The 16,424-nt window shown below is 63.1% G+C and carries 17 protein-coding genes; 7 read left to right on the top strand and 10 right to left on the bottom strand.

The window, feature by feature from the left end; translation table 11 throughout:
* Nucleotides 1-53: 53 nt before the first annotated feature.
* Nucleotides 54-1,406 (top strand): tRNA uridine-5-carboxymethylaminomethyl(34) synthesis GTPase MnmE, encoded by a 1,353-nt coding sequence (mnmE, locus tag ACTHNE_RS03815; RefSeq protein WP_440268593.1) that lies wholly within the window; start codon nt 54-56, stop codon nt 1,404-1,406.
* Here the strand turns inward: mnmE and rbsK are convergent, their stop codons facing one another.
* Complete coding sequence (rbsK, locus tag ACTHNE_RS03810) at nt 1,407-2,303, bottom strand: ribokinase (protein ID WP_324940186.1); 897 nt, start codon at nt 2,301-2,303, stop codon at nt 1,407-1,409. It lies immediately after the preceding gene.
* A 122-nt stretch (nt 2,304-2,425) separates the two neighbouring features.
* Between rbsK and ACTHNE_RS03805 the strand changes: the two genes are divergently transcribed.
* The gene (locus ACTHNE_RS03805) at nt 2,426-3,112 is read left to right on the top strand and encodes a glutathione binding-like protein (RefSeq protein WP_324940189.1); all 687 of its coding nucleotides are present in this window, start codon (nt 2,426-2,428) and stop codon (nt 3,110-3,112) included.
* Between the two features lie 169 nt (nt 3,113-3,281).
* Here ACTHNE_RS03805 and ACTHNE_RS03800 read toward each other — a convergent pair whose 3' ends face one another.
* The 7 genes from ACTHNE_RS03800 to lptM all read right to left on the bottom strand — a co-directional run bounded on the left by ACTHNE_RS03800 (nt 3,282) and on the right by lptM (nt 8,785).
* Nucleotides 3,282-3,896, bottom strand: coding sequence for a hypothetical protein (locus tag ACTHNE_RS03800; RefSeq protein WP_324940192.1), 615 nt, complete (start codon nt 3,894-3,896; stop codon nt 3,282-3,284).
* A 109-nt stretch (nt 3,897-4,005) separates the two neighbouring features.
* On the bottom strand, nt 4,006-5,346 hold the full coding sequence (gene hslU / locus ACTHNE_RS03795) for an ATP-dependent protease ATPase subunit HslU (protein WP_440268622.1): 1,341 nt from the start codon (nt 5,344-5,346) through the stop codon (nt 4,006-4,008).
* A 59-nt stretch (nt 5,347-5,405) separates the two neighbouring features.
* Nucleotides 5,406-5,957, bottom strand: a complete 552-nt coding sequence (hslV, locus tag ACTHNE_RS03790; protein ID WP_324940195.1) for an ATP-dependent protease subunit HslV — start codon at nt 5,955-5,957, stop codon at nt 5,406-5,408.
* Nucleotides 5,958-6,054: 97 nt separating this feature from the next.
* Entirely contained in the window at nt 6,055-6,966 is a 912-nt protein-coding gene (xerC, locus tag ACTHNE_RS03785; RefSeq protein WP_324940198.1) for a tyrosine recombinase XerC, read from the bottom strand.
* 8 nt (nt 6,967-6,974) lie between these two features.
* Nucleotides 6,975-7,658, bottom strand: a complete 684-nt coding sequence (locus tag ACTHNE_RS03780) for a DUF484 family protein (RefSeq protein WP_440268592.1) — start codon at nt 7,656-7,658, stop codon at nt 6,975-6,977.
* 91 nt (nt 7,659-7,749) lie between these two features.
* Entirely contained in the window at nt 7,750-8,589 is an 840-nt protein-coding gene (gene dapF, locus ACTHNE_RS03775; RefSeq protein ID WP_324940204.1) for a diaminopimelate epimerase, read from the bottom strand.
* A gap of 16 nt (nt 8,590-8,605) precedes the next feature.
* On the bottom strand, nt 8,606-8,785 hold the full coding sequence (gene lptM / locus ACTHNE_RS03770) for an LPS translocon maturation chaperone LptM (RefSeq protein WP_324940207.1): 180 nt from the start codon (nt 8,783-8,785) through the stop codon (nt 8,606-8,608).
* 97 nt (nt 8,786-8,882) lie between these two features.
* On the opposite strand from lptM, the gene ACTHNE_RS03765 reads away from it, so the two are divergent.
* Complete coding sequence (locus ACTHNE_RS03765; RefSeq protein ID WP_324940210.1) at nt 8,883-9,572, top strand: hypothetical protein; 690 nt, start codon at nt 8,883-8,885, stop codon at nt 9,570-9,572.
* Between the two features lie 6 nt (nt 9,573-9,578).
* Here ACTHNE_RS03765 and ACTHNE_RS03760 read toward each other — a convergent pair whose 3' ends face one another.
* The gene (locus ACTHNE_RS03760; RefSeq protein ID WP_324940213.1) at nt 9,579-10,055 is read right to left on the bottom strand and encodes a GNAT family N-acetyltransferase; all 477 of its coding nucleotides are present in this window, start codon (nt 10,053-10,055) and stop codon (nt 9,579-9,581) included.
* A gap of 353 nt (nt 10,056-10,408) precedes the next feature.
* On the opposite strand from ACTHNE_RS03760, the gene ACTHNE_RS03755 reads away from it, so the two are divergent.
* Complete coding sequence (locus ACTHNE_RS03755; protein ID WP_324940215.1) at nt 10,409-11,893, top strand: RimK family protein; 1,485 nt, start codon at nt 10,409-10,411, stop codon at nt 11,891-11,893.
* Nucleotides 11,894-12,042: 149 nt separating this feature from the next.
* On the opposite strand, the gene ACTHNE_RS03750 is transcribed toward ACTHNE_RS03755, so the two are convergent.
* On the bottom strand, nt 12,043-12,300 hold the full coding sequence (locus tag ACTHNE_RS03750; protein WP_324940218.1) for a hypothetical protein: 258 nt from the start codon (nt 12,298-12,300) through the stop codon (nt 12,043-12,045).
* Nucleotides 12,301-12,739: 439 nt separating this feature from the next.
* Here ACTHNE_RS03750 and ACTHNE_RS03745 point away from each other — a divergent pair, with 439 nt between their 5' ends.
* The 3 genes from ACTHNE_RS03745 (at nt 12,740) to ACTHNE_RS03735 (ending at nt 16,386) form a co-directional block, all read left to right on the top strand.
* Nucleotides 12,740-15,193 (top strand): TonB-dependent receptor plug domain-containing protein, encoded by a 2,454-nt coding sequence (locus ACTHNE_RS03745; protein ID WP_324940221.1) that lies wholly within the window; start codon nt 12,740-12,742, stop codon nt 15,191-15,193.
* 94 nt (nt 15,194-15,287) lie between these two features.
* The gene (gene aroE, locus ACTHNE_RS03740) at nt 15,288-16,124 is read left to right on the top strand and encodes a shikimate dehydrogenase (protein WP_324940224.1); all 837 of its coding nucleotides are present in this window, start codon (nt 15,288-15,290) and stop codon (nt 16,122-16,124) included.
* A 1-nt stretch (nt 16,125) separates the two neighbouring features.
* Complete coding sequence (locus ACTHNE_RS03735; protein ID WP_440268591.1) at nt 16,126-16,386, top strand: YkgJ family cysteine cluster protein; 261 nt, start codon at nt 16,126-16,128, stop codon at nt 16,384-16,386.
* Nucleotides 16,387-16,424 lie beyond the last annotated feature (38 nt).

Genomic DNA, 16,424 nt, shown 5'->3' with positions numbered 1-16,424 from the left:
TAGCTATCGCGCGGGCGGCCATGGGCCGCCTGCTGCGGTTATGCTGATACGCCATGACCGCACCCGCTTTCGATAACGACACCATCGCCGCCATCGCCAGTGCACCCGGTGCGGCCGGCGTCGGCATCGTGCGCGTATCCGGCCCACACGTACCGCGCATTGCGCAAGCGCTGCTGGGTCGTACGCCGACCTCACGCCACGTGCATTTTGCGGCGTTCCGCGGCGCTGACGCGGCGCTGATCGATCGTGGCCTGCTGCTGTACTTCCCTGCTCCGGCTTCCTACACCGGTGAACACGTGCTGGAGCTGCAAGGCCACGGCAGTTCGGTGTTGCTCGATGCATTGCTGCGCCGCGTGTGCGAACTCGGCGCGCGTCTCGCCCGTCCAGGTGAATTCACCGAGCGCGCGTTTCTCAACGGCAAGCTCGATCTTGCGCAGGCGGAAGCCGTCGCGGACCTGATCGCCGCACGTTCGCAAGCCGGTGCGCGCGCTGCGCTGCAGTCGATGGAAGGCGTGTTTTCGCGCAAGGTCGAGGCCTTGCTGCAAGCCTTGATCGCCTTGCGCGTGCATATCGAAGCGGCAATCGATTTTCCCGAAGAAGAAATCGACTTTCTCGCCGATCCCGCGATCACGCAAAAGCTGGCATTGCTGCGTGCACAACTTTTCGAGCTGTTGCGCGAAGCGCAACGCGGCGTGCGCCTCAACGATGGCTTGCGCGTCGCCATTGTCGGCCGTCCGAACGCCGGCAAATCCAGCCTGCTCAATGCACTTGCCGGCAGCGAACGCGCAATCGTCACCGATATCGCCGGCACCACGCGCGATGTCTTGCGCGAAAGCATTTCGCTCGATGGCATCGCACTGGAACTCGCCGATACCGCGGGCCTGCGCGACACGCACGATCCGGTCGAACGCGAAGGCGTACGCCGTGCGCACAGCGAACGCGAGCGCGCCGACGTCGTGCTGCTGGTCACCGATGCGCAGAACGCGAACGATGATCTCGCCTGGTTGCGCGATCTTCCGCCCAGCATCGAGCGCATCGTGGTGATCAACAAGATCGACCTCGGCAATACCAACGCACACGCACAAATACACCATGATGCGATGTGGCTGTGGCTTTCCGTCAAGACCGGCGCAGGCCTGGATGCCTTGCGCGAACATCTGAAACAACTGGCCGGTGCCGGCAGCGGCGAAGGCGCCTTCAGCGCACGCCGGCGGCACGTGCTCGCACTCGAACAGGCGGCCGAGCATTTGCATCGCGCTGCGAAGGTACTGGCCGATAGCCATGCCGGCGAACTCGCTGCCGAAGAACTTCGCCATGCGCAGCACGCACTTGGCGAAATCACCGGCACCTATACCAGCGATGACCTGCTTGGGGCGATTTTCAGTTCCTTCTGCATCGGCAAGTAATCAAACTCGCTGACGCGCCAGCAAGGCATCCACTTCAGCAGGATGCGGCATGCCGCCGCGCGCGCCGAGACGCGTGACGGACAAAGCCGCGGCGGCGCAAGCCTTGCGCACGGCAATGGGCAGGCCTTCGTGAAGGAACACGGCGAGCGCCGCGTTGAACGTATCACCCGCACCGGTGCTGTCCACCACTTCCACGTCGAAGCCAGGCTGATGATGTGGTTCGTCTTCTTCGCGGAACCACGCGCCTTCAGCGCCGCGTGTCAGCACCACCGGACACGGTGCGCGGCGCATCAGATCGCGAAAATCATCAGCCGGATCGGCACCGAGCAGGATCGCCAGTTCGTGCTGGTTTGGAGTGATGTAGTGCGCCAGGCGCAGCCATTCCATCGGCAACGGTTGCGCAGGCGCGGGGTTGAGAATGACGGGTACCTGTTGCGCATGTGCGATGCGCAGCGTGGCTTCCACGGTTTCGAGCGGAATTTCCATCTGCACCAGGACCGCATTCGCGCTTCCTATAAGGTGCTGCGCCTTGGCGACATGCAATGGCTGCAGTCGCGCGTTCGCGCCGGGTACGACGACAATTTCGTTTTCGCCGCCGGCGACAGTGATCGATGCAGTGCCGCTGCTGCAGTTGGCGATGCGCTCGACATGCGTTAGCGCAACGCCTTCCGTCGCCAGCCCTTCGCAGAGCGGTTGAGCGAATGCATCGTCACCCACCGCACCGATCATGTGCACCTCGGCGCCGAGTCGCGCGGCGGCGACAGCCTGGTTGCCGCCTTTGCCGCCGTGCACGGAGAGAAAGCGCTCGCCGAGCAAGGTTTCACCCGGTGACGGAAAGCGTTTCGCCACCGTGACCAAATCCATGTTGATGCTGCCGACGACGACCAGGCGGGTCATGACGCTCTCAGAGGGAGGAAAGACAAGCGAGAGCGTAAACGCAGAAGCACGGCGAGGGTAGCGTGCCTTGAAAGCGCAGCTCGCCGCCCCGACGGTGAATGCTTTGCGCGCTGGAACCGATCATGATCGAGCTCTATTACTGGCCTACGCCGAACGGCCACAAAATCACGCTGTTCCTGGAAGAAACCGGCCTGCCCTACACCATCAAACCGGTGAACATCGGCAAGGGCGAGCAATTCGAGCCGGCGTTCCTGAAGATCTCGCCCAACAACCGCATGCCTGCGATTGTCGATACCAAACCTGCGGACGGTGGCGAACCGGTCAGCGTGTTCGAGTCGGGGGCGATCCTGCAGTACCTGGCCGAAAAAACCGGACGCTTCCTGCCGACGGACCTGCGCGGCCGTGCCACGGTGATGGAGTGGCTGTTCTGGCAGGTGGGTGGTCTCGGCCCGATGCTGGGACAGAACCATCATTTCAATCGCTACGCGCCGGAAAAGATTCCTTACGCGATCGACCGCTACGTGCGCGAAACACGCCGCCTGTACGGCGTTCTGGACAAGCGGCTGGAAGGCCGTGATTTCATTGCGGGCGGCGAATACAGCATTGCCGATATGGCGGCCTATCCGTGGATCGTGCCCTACGAAAACCAGGGCATGCGGCTGGCGGATTTTCCGCAGTTGAAGCAATGGTTCGAGCGGATCGGTGCGCGCGAAGCAACGCGTCGTGCTTATGCGATTGCCGACACCATCGAAGGGCGTACGGATTTGCGTACCGATGAAGAGGCGCGGCGGCATTTGTTCGGCCGATGAGAATCGCCTTGATGCGCGCTTGCAGCCCGAGCAAGTGCGCCGTGAATTTCAGCGGCGCGGCAAGCTCATGCAACCCCATCCCGGCCCTCCCCCGCCAAGCAGGGGAGGGAGTAAGCGAAGAAAAACAGCCCGCCAATTGGCGGGCTGTTTTATGCAACATCTCATTTCATCACTGCGCCCGGCCCACGCCGGAATCGCCCTGCAACAGCGGCGGCGGCGCGCCCGCGACAGCCAGCAGGGATTGCGCGTAGCCATCTTCCATCGTCACCGTGGACACCTCGTCCCAGGAGAAGAACGACGGCTCGCGCAGCCATTCGGCGTCGGGCGTGATTTCCTGCAGGTTGAAGCCGTCGTCCTCGACGCTGATCAGCCGGCCGATGTAGCACACCTCCGACTCGTCCTCGCTGTCCACGTGCACGCCGATCACCGGCGCCATCGCGCTGGCGGCTTGCACCACATCGCGGATGTTGTCGAGCGGGAAGCTGCGCGGAAGGCGCGGCACCAGGTTCTTCAGCACCAGCGCTTTTTCCATGAAGCTGGCGTGCTTGTCCGGGGTTTCCAGCTCGGTGATGTCGCGGTGACGCATCACATACATGCCGTCGTAGGTAATGCCGTCACCTACCACCCACAACAGGAAAAATTCACGGCCGATGCTGCCGACATAACCGCAGAAGCTGCCGTGTTCCAATTCGCCGCGCCATAGACGCACCAGCTGCTGTTTCTGTTGCGCTTCGCGGAGCTGCGCACGCGGGCCAGTGGTCTTCAGTTCAATGATCGTACCCATAGCCGCCATTTTATCAGAGGGGGTCTGGCCGCTTGTTTACAGCTCGCTAACTCCCGTTGTTCAGGAAATATATAAAGGAAATTCAATTAGTTAATAGAAAGCCGCGCGATCAGAGGATGTACCGGCTCAAATCCTCGTCCTTGACCAGGCTGCCCAGGTTTTTGTCCACATATTCGGCGTCGATAAGGTAATTTTCGCCGGATTTGTCTGCAGCTTCATAGGAGATCTTCTCCAGCAGGCGTTCCATTACCGTGTGCAGGCGGCGGGCGCCGATGTTCTCTGTGCGCTCGTTCACCTGATAGGCCACCTCGGCCAGGCGGTCGATGCCGGCGTCGTTGAAGGTGAGGGTCACGCCCTCGGTGCTGAGCAGGGCCACGTACTGCTTGGTCAGCGCGTTGTGCGGCTCGCGCAGGATGCGCTTGAAGTCGTCTACCGAGAGCGCGTCCAGTTCGACACGGATAGGCAGGCGGCCTTGCAGTTCCGGGATCAGGTCCGACGGCTTGGCCAGCGAGAACGCGCCCGAGGCAATGAACAGCACATGGTCGGTCTTGATCGGGCCGTACTTGGTGGACACGGTCGAGCCTTCCACCAATGGCAGCAGGTCGCGCTGCACGCCTTCGCGGCTTACGCCGGCGCCACCCCATTCGGAGCGCTGCGCGATCTTGTCGATCTCGTCGATGAAGACGATGCCGTTCTGCTCGGCCGCCTCCACTGCCTGCGCGCGCACTTCTTCCTCGTTGAGCAGCTTGCCGGCCTCCTCGTCAACCAGCAGCGGGCGCGCCACCTTGATCGCCAGCTTGCGCTTCTGCGTGCGTGCGCCGCCGATGTTCTGGAACATCTGGCGCAACTGCTGGCCCATTTCTTCCATGCCGGGCGGCGACATGATTTCCACGCCGACGTTCATGGCGAAGTCGAGCTCGATCTCGCGGTCGTCCAGCGCGCCTTCGCGCAATTGCTTGCGCAGTTTCTGGCGCGTTTCGTTTTCGAGCGAAGCGGCCGGCGTCGGATCGTGAGTCCAGTCGGTGGGCGACATGCGACGCGGCAGCAGCGCATCGAGGATGCGGTCTTCGGCGCGGTCTTCGGCCTGCGAACGCACGCGCTTCATGGCCAGCTCGCGGGTGAGCTTGTACGCCACGTCGGCCAGGTCGCGCACGATCGATTCAACGTCTTTACCGACATAGCCCACCTCGGTGAACTTGGTCGCTTCCACCTTGACGAACGGCGCATTGGCCAGCGTCGCCAGGCGGCGCGCTATTTCGGTCTTGCCGACGCCGGTGGGGCCGATCATCAATATGTTCTTCGGCGTCACTTCTTCGCGCAGCGCCGGTTCCAGCTGCATGCGGCGCCAGCGATTGCGCAGCGCAATGGCGACGGCGCGTTTGGCGTCGTGCTGCCCGATGATGAAGCGGTCAAGTTCGTTGACGATTTCGCGGGGAGTGAGTTCGGACATGGCGGTCGAGGGAATAGTGAGTAGGGAATAGGGAATGGAAAGCGGAACCTCGCGTGGGTTCATTCGCTGTTCGCTACTCCCAGCTCTTCGATCGTGGTGTTGTGATTGGTATAGATGCAGATGTCGCCGGCGATCTTCAGCGCGCGCTCGACGATGGCGCGAGCGTCCAAATCGGTGTTTTCCATCAAAGCGAGCGCGGCCGATTGTGCGTAAGGGCCGCCGGAGCCGATCGCGATCAGTCCGTGTTCGGGTTCCAGCACGTCGCCATTGCCGGAGATCAGCAGCGAGGCTTCTTTATCAGCCACCGCCAGCATCGCTTCGAGCCGGCCCAGGCGGCGATCGGTGCGCCATTCCTTGGCCATGTCCACGGCGGCGCGGGTGAGGTTGCCGCTGTGCTTGTCCAGCTTCTGCTCGAACAGTTCGAACAGGGTGAACGCATCGGCTGTAGCGCCGGCGAAACCGGCCAGTATCTCGCCCTTGCCGAGGCGGCGGATCTTGCGCGCATTGGCCTTCATCACCGTATTGCCCAGCGTGACCTGGCCGTCGCCGCCGATCACGACGCGGCCGTTCCGGCGCACCGATACGATGGTGGTGGCGTGGAAGGATTCCATGGGTGACTCCGCACTTGATACGAACCGACGATGTGGGGCCGTGCGGCAGCCTGTTCAATGGCAAGCACAAGCGGGCGGGAACACCGGCGTTTCGGGATCAGCTTTTGCCGTTTCCCCCGCTCGTGCGCTTGTGCGCACGCGGATGCGCCGCGTCGTAGACCTTGGCCAGGTGCTGGAAATCCAGATGCGTATAGATCTGCGTGGTGGCGATGTCGGCGTGCCCGAGCAACTCCTGCACCGCACGCAGGTCGCCGGATGATTCAAGCATGTGGCTGGCGAACGTATGACGCAGCAAGTGCGGATGCACGCGCTTGGCGAAACCCTGGCGCAACGCGAGCAGTTTCAGGCGCGCCTGCACCGTGCGCGGACTGATCGGCGCGCCGTGGCGTCCGCGGAAAACCGGCGCATCCGGCGCGCGGCCTTCCACGTCGCCCAAGGCGCGCAAGGCGGCGACGGCATGGCGGCCCACCGGAACGATGCGTGTTTTCTGGCCCTTGCCCAATACGCGCACTTCGCCGGCGTTCAGATCCAGATCCAGCCAGCGCAAGCCGGTCAATTCGGACAGGCGCAGGCCGGAGGAATAGAACAGTTCCAGCATCGCGCGATCGCGCACGCCCAGCGCATCATCGTTGCCGTCGCCTTCCACCAGCGCGGTGGCTTCGTCGACATCCAGCACCTGCGGCAACTTGCGATGCACTTTGGGTCCGCGCACGCCAGCCAGCGGATCGTGCGCAAGCAGGCCTTCGCGCGTGAGTTGGCGAAACAGGCTGCGGCAGGATGAGAGCAGGCGCTGCAGGCTTTTCGGCGACAAGCCGGCGCGATGTTCGGCGGCGATGAATCCGCGCATGTGCTGGGGATGCAATTGCGCGAACGATGCGATCTGCTGCTTCTGCATGTGACGCAGCAGCTTGTCCAGATCGCGGCGATAACCTTCAAGCGTGTGTGGTGAAACCTTGCGTTCGCTACCCAGTCGCACAAGCCATGCCTCGACCTGGGGCTGCGCGTCCATCGCTGCGCTCAAGCGCCGTCCTGCATGCGCGCCAGTGCGGCGGTGACGGTGGCGGCGATCATCTTCAGGAACAGCGTGCCCATGCCGGGCTGGAAGTGATCCGGATCGCGGCTGCCCAGCGCCAGCAGGCCCAGTTCCCCCAGCGGCATCAGCGCGGCGGACTTGATGTGCGGCGCTTGCGCGCCGAACAGCCGTTGCAGGCGTTCGGCGGAGAGCCGTCCGGAAATCGGTTCGTGATGCGCGAGGAAATCGGCAAATTCCGGCATCGCCGCGCGGCCGCTCGGCTCATGCGTCAGCCAGTCGGCTGGCGGCAGCATGGTTTCGCCGAACACTACCAGGCGGGTCTGGTCGGTGCCGAAATCCTCCGACAAACGCGCCACCACGCTGCGCGCGGCCACGATCGGCGTATTGGCGCGCAGCACCGCGACGTTGAGCTCATGCACGCGCTGCATCAGCCGTTCGTTCTCGGCGGCGATGGCGGTGAATTCGGCCAGCTTGCGTTCCAGCTCGGTGTTCTTCTCGCGCAAGGCCTGCAATTGGTACGCCGCCAGCGACGCTACCGCGCCCTGCTCGCGCGGCAGTGTGAGCAGCGTGGCCAGTTCCGGATAGTCGCTGAGAAAACCGGGATGTCGCCGCAGATACGCGGCCACGTCGCCGGCCTGGATGGTTTCATTGAGCAGGGCGTTGGTCATGCGTGGAACCTCTGAGTACCCCTGGAACGGAGTGTGCGATGGACGCGCGTGCGCATCAATCTCCTGGGGCAACATGGATGACGATACGTGATCAATGTTGGCCTAACCATTCCCCTTCATAAACGAATGTCGCCGGGCCGGTCATCCACAGGCGTTCGCCGGAACCGGCCCAATCGATCTCAAGCGTGCCGCCCGGAAGATCCACCCGCACCTGCGCATCCACCTCGCCGCGCTGGCGCAACACCGCCATCGCCGCACAGGCGCCGGTGCCGCAGGCCAGGGTCCAGCCGGAGCCGCGTTCATGCACGCGCAGGCGCAGGTGTTGCGGACTCAGCTTCTGCACGAAACCGGTATTCACACCTTCGGGAAAGCGCGCGTGGCGGGTCAAAGCTGGACCGAGGCGGGCCCATACGGGCGCCTGCAGATCGTCCACCACGACCACCGCGTGCGGATTGCCCATCGATACGGCGCCGATCTCCAGCGTCTGGCCATCCACCTCGATCGGATAGCGATCCGCCTTCTGCGTGGCCTCGAACGGGATGCGCGCCGGTTCGAACACCGGCTCGCCCATGTCCACGGTGACGCGGTCTGCCGCCACCACGCGTACCGCCACCGGGCCGGAGGGGCTTTGCACCTGCACCGTGTCGCCGATCGCCAGCCTGCCTGCGCGCTGCAACCACGCCGCGACACAACGCACTCCGTTGCCGCATTGGCCCGACGGTGAGCCGTCGGCATTCCAGATGCCGTAATAAAAGGCGCTGGCGCCATCGCGCGCCGGCTCCACGCTCAGCAGCTGATCGAAACCTATGCCGGTATGGCGATCGGCCATCGCTCGGATGGTGGCCGGATCGAGCGCGAGCGCGCCGTCACGGCTGTCGATCACGGCAAAGTCGTTGCCGCTGCCGTGCATCTTGGAAAAACGCAGAGCCATGCTGTCGATCGGGCTCTCAGTTTCCACTCGGCTTGGCCGCTGCGCTGCTGGAGCTGGCCGGCGCCGATGCGGGAGCTGGCGCGGCATGAGCGGGCGCCTGCGTCGGCGGCGGATAGTACAGCGGGCCCTTGTTGCCGCAACCGGCGATCGCAGCGAAGGCGAGACAGGTCGGCAGCAGCAGAATCGATCGGCGCATGGGAAGGGAATCCTCGGAAAACGCCCGCAGTATAGCCAAGGCGACCCATTTATCATGTGGGCCTCGCAACGGATCTGCAGAACGTCTGGAGTAACCGATGAACTGGAACGAAGTATTGCGTCTGCCCACCACCCTGCTGGTCATCCTGACCGGTGTGCTGTTGCTGCTTGCCCTGGTGCAGCTCTTGGCGGCGCGCCAGCACGTGCGCCAGCGTCGCCATGTCACTGCGGCGGGGCATACATTGCTATTGGTGGTGTTTCTGCTGCTGGCGACGTTTCTCGGCGGCATGGCCATGTCGCTGCGCGGCTACCGGTTTCTGAGCGAAGAAACGCCGGTGGTGCAGATCGATGCGCACATCCTGTCGCCCCAACGCTGGGCGCTGACCGTGACCTGGCCCGATGGCGCCACGCGCAACCTGATGCTGACCGGCGACGATTTCCAGCTCGACGCTATCGTGCTGAAGTGGAAACTGCCGGCCATGCTCGCCGGCCTGCCGCCGCTGTATCGGCTCGACCGCATGTCCGGGCGCTACGACGACATCAGCCAGGAGACCAGCGCGCCGCGCACCGTGATCGACTTCAGCCAGGCCGGCATGGGCGATCTGATTGATCTGAAGAAACAGATACCGCGCTGGTTTCCCGAAGTGGACGTGGTGTTCGGGAGCGCGGCGTTCCTGCCGCTGGTCGATGGCGGCCATTACAATGTGAGCCTGATGCGCACCGGCGCGCTGGTGGCGCGCCCGGACGAAGCCACTGCGCAGCGCATGGGGCAGCCGTTCGGTGGTTGATGCGGCTCAGCCGAGCGTCTTCTCGTACTGGAGCGCGTCTGAACCATCCTCGTAGAACCCTGCCTTCACCGGCCCAATGCGGTGATAACCCAGCCGCTCGTACAAGCGGATCGCGCTGTCGTTGTCGGTGCGCACTTCCAGTCGCAGCGCCTGGCAGCGCCGCTGGCGTGCCGCGGATTCGGCCGCTTCGATCAGCGCCGTGCCCACGCCCTTGCCGCGCGCCTCGGGCAGGCTGGCGATCGAATAAAGCCGGGCCACGCGGCTGCCCTTGCGGAAGAACACCATCGCGGTGCCGAGAAAGCGCCGATGGTTGGCGCTGGCCACCAACACCCGCGCGCTATCGCTGTCCAGGTGGCGGCGAAACTGCGCACGGCTGATCCGATCGCTGTCGAACGTGGCCTGTTCGAGTGCGACCAGATCGTCGAGATCGGAAAGTTCGGCGCGGCGCACCCGCACGGAGGCGGTGGCTGGCGATGCGGTCATCAGTGGTTCTTCTCGCGAAACAATGCGCCTGCGGCAGGCACGATGGGACGGGACGGGCTCTTGGCTCAAGCTCGGGTCGAGCAAGCGCGGCACTCTAGTGCAGCCGGGGTGGGGAGGGAATAGGCAGAAGGGAATACGTCGGGCCGCAGCGAGCACACAGGCTTTTCGCCGTACCATGCACGGCGCGGAGCGCCGGCGTGCACGCTCGCCCATTTCCCCCTCCCCCACATTTATTCCATCTTCATCACGCACCCTTGTGCGCTTCGCCAAGCTGCAAGACACTGCCGCCTTGCGCTGCGCCGCCTCGTTTCCCCTACGCGACGACGTCCATCCTGCTGGTCTATTGAGGTGTCATGACCCGACTCGTCATCGTCGTCGAGAAAGCTTCCGACTGGGGCTCCTACTATCCGTCCGTCGACGTCGTCACCGCCATGGACTACCTGCGCGAGCCGGTAGGCGGGGATGAGGAACGCACCCACGTGATCAACCTGTGCCGCAGCTACAAATACCTGGGTACGGGATATTACGTGTCGCTGCTGGCCGAGGCGCGCGGACATCGCGTGATGCCCTCCGTGCGCACCGTGAACGATCTGCGCCGCCGATCGCTGTACGGCCTGGCCATCGAAGACCTCAACGCCAAGCTCACCCACTTTCTGCCAGCGGGCGGGCGCGACACCACCGACTTCGGCACCCTGGTCTATTTCGGCGAAACCGCCTACCCCGCGCTACAGGATCTGGCGCGGCAGGTGTTCGAAATTTATCCATGCCCGTTGCTGCGCATCGAGTTCGAGCGCGAGCGCGTGTGGCAGATCGCTTCGGTCAAACCGGTCGGCCTGCACACGCTGGACGATGCGCAGGAAGACGCCTTCGCCGCAGAGCTCGACCGCTTCTCCAAGAAGCTGTGGCGCAAGCCGCGCGCGCGCCGCCTGTACCGTTACGACCTGGCCATGCTGGTCGATCCCAACGAAGCGATGCCGCCGTCGAACAAAAAGGCGCTGAAGTCGTTCATCGCGGCGGGCAAGGAGCTGGGCATCGAAGTCGATCCGATCGGTAAGAACGATTACCAGCGCCTGGCCGAATACGACGGCCTGTTCATTCGCGAAACCACCGCCAGCGACAACCACACCTACAGCTTTGCGCATCGCGCCGAACGCGAAGGCATGGTGGTGATCGACGATCCCAGTTCGATCCTGCGTTGTACGAACAAGATCTTCCTCAACGATTTGATGATCTCCCGCAAGCTCGCCGTGCCGCGCACCGAAATCCTGTATCGCGACGACACCAAGGGCTTGAAGGAGGTCGCCGAAAAACTCGGCTTTCCGCTGGTGCTGAAAATTCCCGACGGCTCGTTCTCGCGCGGCGTGGTCAAGGTGGAAAGCGAAGCGCATTTCGAAAAAGCGGCGAGCGAACTGTTCCAGCACAGCGCCTTGCTGCTGGCGCAGGAATTCGTCTACACCGATTTCGACTGGCGCATCGGCGTGCTCAATCGCGAGCCGCTGTATGCCTGCAAGTACTACATGTCGCGCGGCCATTGGCAGATCTACAACCACGGCGCGAAAGGCACCGACAAATCGGGCGGTTTCGAAACCATTCCCGTGCGCGATGCGCCCGCCGACGTGATCAAGTTGGCGCTCAAGGCCACCAACGCGGTGGGCGACAGTCTCTATGGCGTGGACCTGAAGCAGGTTGGCGACAAGGTCGTGGTGATCGAAGTGAACGACAATCCATCGATCGATGCAGGCGTGGAAGACCGCTACCTGGGCGAGGATCTCTATCGCCGCATCATGCAGGAGCTGATGCGCCGCATGGAACGCAAGCGCATGGGCATCGTGGCATAGGGCTATTCCGGCCACCCTTCCCTGGGCGAACCGGAATCGCACGCGCGTTCCTTCGCGCCGACCGTGAGCCGCGACCACTCCCTTCTAGCTGCCGGTCATCCTCAAGTGCGGCGCCTCCGGCCGCACCTAGCTCCACTGCCAAGCGGAAATCAGGTCCAGATCAACTGCGCGTTGTTGCGGCGGCGCAGCTTGCACAAATTCAGTAGCTGACGCGGCAACGTCGGTTCCAGGGCAAGCGCGACCACCAACGGCGCGATGAACAACCAGAAGAACGGCGCCCAACCGAACAGTTCGGTATGGGCGGGCACCAGCGTCGTCACCAGTAACACGCTGCCACTGCACAGCCACAGCAATGCCGCGGCGAGTAGACGTGTGTGGCGATCGGAATCGTCGATTGAATGGCGCATGCAGAACTCCTTGGTTGCACGATGGATGCAGCTTGCAGGGCGCCGGTCTCATAGCTTGCGATGGCTCGCCACGGCTTGTCCCGGCCAAGGCATCGCGCTTGCGGGAGAACCGCGCGACGCCGTTTGGATCGAGCAAAAAATTTTGCGTAGCAGAGCTTCGTCAACTTCGCGTGAAAGCCGTCGCGCCTCCGCAGAAATCCGCAGTGTCGATCGCGAGCTTGCGCATGACTGACATTGCCGCGTGCGCATGCGAGGCGGCGTTTGTGCATTCCGTCAAGAAAGGTTTGAATTCACGTCAAGTTGTCTTGACCCGCGCATGACTTTCGACCTACTTTGCGAGCCGGCAATGCCTTTTGGGGAAGGTAAGGCTGGCGTGTCGGGGAGGCACGCTCTCATTTCGCATCTTTCTTTTATCTCCGAGAGAGGGGAGGGGTCACTCATGCCTACGCGTTTGCATACCTCGTTGTTAAAACGGCACGCACTGTGGCTGTCGATGCTGTCCGCGCTGGTTTCCATTCCATGCGTTCACGCACAAGACACCACCACGCAAGACAACAAGAACGTCAAGCAATTGCAGCAAGTTGTGGTAACCGGTACGCGCGCCACCAGCCGCACGGTGGATGAATCGCTCGCGCCGATCGACGTGCTGACACCCAAGGACCTGGCGGCGACCGGTGCCGGCGACCTGGCCACCGCGCTCAATCGCCTGTTGCCTTCACTGGATTTCCCCAGGCCCGCCATCAACGACGGTAACGATGCATTGCGACCGGCCACGCTGCGCGGCCTTTCTCCGGACGACGTACTGGTGTTGGTCAACGGCAAGCGTTATCACACCTCCGCATTGGTCAACTACAACGAAAGCGTGGGCCGCGGTTCGGCGCCGGTGGACCTAAACTCCATACCGATCGCTGCGATCGACCATATCGAAGTGCTGCGCGATGGCGCTTCGGCGCAATACGGTTCGGACGCCATCGCCGGCGTGATCAACATCATCCTCAAAGGCGCGCCCGGCCCCGGCAAGAACAGCATCGACGTCTACGGCGGCGTGATGGATGTCGGCGACGGCGCCAACAACGGCGTGGAAGGTTCGGTAGCGATTCCACTGGGTGGCATGGAAGGCAAGGCACCGGGCTGGCTGCGCTTTTCCTGGAATTACCAGAGCGTGATGAACACCAATCGCGCTGAGAACACCGATCCCACTTTCAACTACCCGCCGCGTGATTTCATCAACAATCCCTATCCGCCACCGACGCCGTATCAGCGCTATGGCGAACCGGCGCAGAAGATCCTGCAAGGCGTAATCAATATGGATTATCACCTTGGCGGCAGCCTCGAACTTTACGGTGACCTGATCTTCGGCAAGCGCGACGTAACGTCCAACGGTTACTGGCGCATGTGGAACAACCCGGATCGCAACGTGATCGCGGTGCATCCCAATGGATTCCTGCCGCACATCGTCAACCCGACCAAGGATTACCAGGGCACGCTGGGCATCAAGGGGCAGGCGCTGGGGTGGAACTGGGATCTGTCCGCCGGCCACGGCGAGAACAATCTGGTCTTCGACATCACCAATTCCATCAACACCAATCTCTACCATTCAACCGGCTACTCCCCGACCTCCTTCTACTCCGGTCGTTACGCCACCAAGCTCAGCGTGGTGGATTTCGATGCCGCGCGCGAATTCAGCCTGGGCTTTCTCAAGAATCCGCTGACCGTCGCCTGGGGTGTGGAATACAAGAAAGACGAATACGACGTGGGCGCGGGTGAGCCGTCGTCGTGGTACTTCAATCCGAATGCGCTCGACGCCAGCGGCAACGTCTATCCGGGCGGCTCGCAGGTGTGGCCGGGCATCACGCCCAATCTCGCCGGCAGTTTCAGCCGCCACAATTACGCGGCCTATTTCGATCTGGAAAACGACGTCACCGACAAGTTCTCCGCCGGCGTGGCGGGCCGTTACGAAAATTATTCCGGCGGTGTCGGCTCGGTGGTCTCTGGCAAGTTGTCCGGGCGCTATCAGTTCACCGACACCTTCGCCTTGCGCGCCACCGCGTCCAACGGTTTCCGCGCGCCGTCGATGGCGCAGGTGAATTACAGTTCCACCGTGACGCTGGTGACCAACGGGCAACTCGTGCAGGTAGGCACATTGCGGCCGAACGATCCGCTGGCGATCGCCTACGGCGCCAAACCGTTGTCGCCGGAGAAATCGGCCAACTACTCGATCGGTTTCGTGTTCACGCCGTTCGATCGGCTCAATGCCACCTTGGACGTGTACCAGATCCGCATCTGGCACCAGATCCTTTACAGCGATCCGCTCACCAACACCAATCCGAACTTCCCGCAGATCGCGCAGTTGCAGTTCTTCGTCAATGGCGGCAATACGCGCACGCGCGGCGCCGACCTGGTGGTGAACTACACGCAGGAACTGGGTGACTGGGGACGCCTCAACAACGGCGTCAGCGCCAACTACAACCAGGTGCATATCGAACAGATCAGCAACCCGGCGCTGCTTGGCCCCTACAACCAGGGTCTGCTGACCAAGGGCACGCCACGCACCAAGTACGTGCTCTACACCGATTGGTTGAAGGGTGGCTTCGACGTGCATGCCGACCTGACCCGCTACGGCTCGGTTACCGATGTTTCCGATCCGGACATCGGCCTGGTCGGGCAAAAGTTCTCTGCGCGTTGGCTGCTGAATCTCTCGGCCAACTACAGCCTGGAGAACTGGGTGTTCGCGGCCGGTGTCGACAACGTCACCAACCAGTACCCGAACAAGGTGGCATTGACCAACAACGGCGGCTACGAAGACCGCGGCAATGGCCTGCAATATTCGGCACTTTCGCCGTTCGGTTTCGACGGCCGTTATTGGTATGGCAAGGTGACTTACCGCTGGTAAGCACCGGCGAACAGCTCCTCCCCTGCTTGCGGGGGAGGAGCACATAAAAACCCGGCGGCGCGCTTACAATGGCGCACCACGCTGGAGCGCCCGCATGTCCCAACTTTTGCAGTTCGCCGTCTTCGGCCATCCCATCGCGCATAGCCAATCGCCGCGCATCCATCAGGCGTTTGCGCAGCAATTGGGGATTGCGCTGGACTACCGCGCCATCGATGCGGCGCCGGACGTGTTCGCGCAGACGGTCAGGCATTTCTTCCAGCACGAACAGGGGCGTGGCGCGAACGTCACGCTGCCGCACAAAGCGGCTGCCTTCGCCCTGGCCGACGAACGCACACAGGCGGCCACGCGCGCCGGCACCGCCAACGTGCTCACGCGTCTTGCAGATGGACGTCTATCCGCCCATAACACCGACGGCGACGCGCTGGTGCGCGACCTGACCGAGCGTCACGACCTGGACCTGCGCGGTCACGATGCCCTGCTGCTCGGTGCCGGCGGCGCCGCACGCGCGGTCGCCTGGTCGTTGTGCGAAGCGGGTGTGCAGACCCTCACCATCGTCAACCGTTCGCCCGAAGCCGCCGACGCGCTGGCCGATGCGATCGGCCAACCCGCGCGCGTGCATACGCGCTATTGGGAAGACCTGGCGAGCATCGGCAGCTTTGATTTGATCGTCAACGCCACCTCGGCCGGCACTCTGGGGCAGGCGTTGAGCTTGCCGATGTCGCTGGCTGGATCGCGTGCGGCGTGCTACGACCTCGCCTACGGCAAATCCGCGTTCGCCTTCCTTGCCTGGGCACGCGCTGCCGGTGCGCGCTATGCCTACGACGGCCTGGGGATGCTGGTGGAACAGGCGGCCGATGCGTTCGAGCTGTGGCACGGCCGGCGTCCGGACACCGAACCGGTGTACCAGTCATTGCTGCTGCAAGTGGCCTGACATGACAGCTTGTCGTGCAGCCTGCGGCGCGTGTTGCATCGCACCGTCGATCAGCTCGCCGATTCCCGGCATGCCGCAGGGCAAACCCGCCGGCATGCGCTGCGTGCAACTTACCGAGGACAATCGCTGTGCGATCTTCGGCGATCCGCGCCGTCCTGCGGTATGCGCCAATCTTAAGCCTGAGTCGGCGATGTGCGGAACGGATCGCTTGCATGCGCTGCGTTGGTTGACCGAACTGGAAGTGTCCACCCGTGTTGCGTGACATGTGTTGCAACGCAACTGGCTCACCTGGAATTTGGC

Origin of the sequence: Dyella sp. (assembly GCF_051954575.1) — a bacterium.
GTDB lineage: Bacteria > Pseudomonadota > Gammaproteobacteria > Xanthomonadales > Rhodanobacteraceae > Dyella_B.
This window is presented reverse-complemented; position numbering and strand designations above follow the sequence as displayed.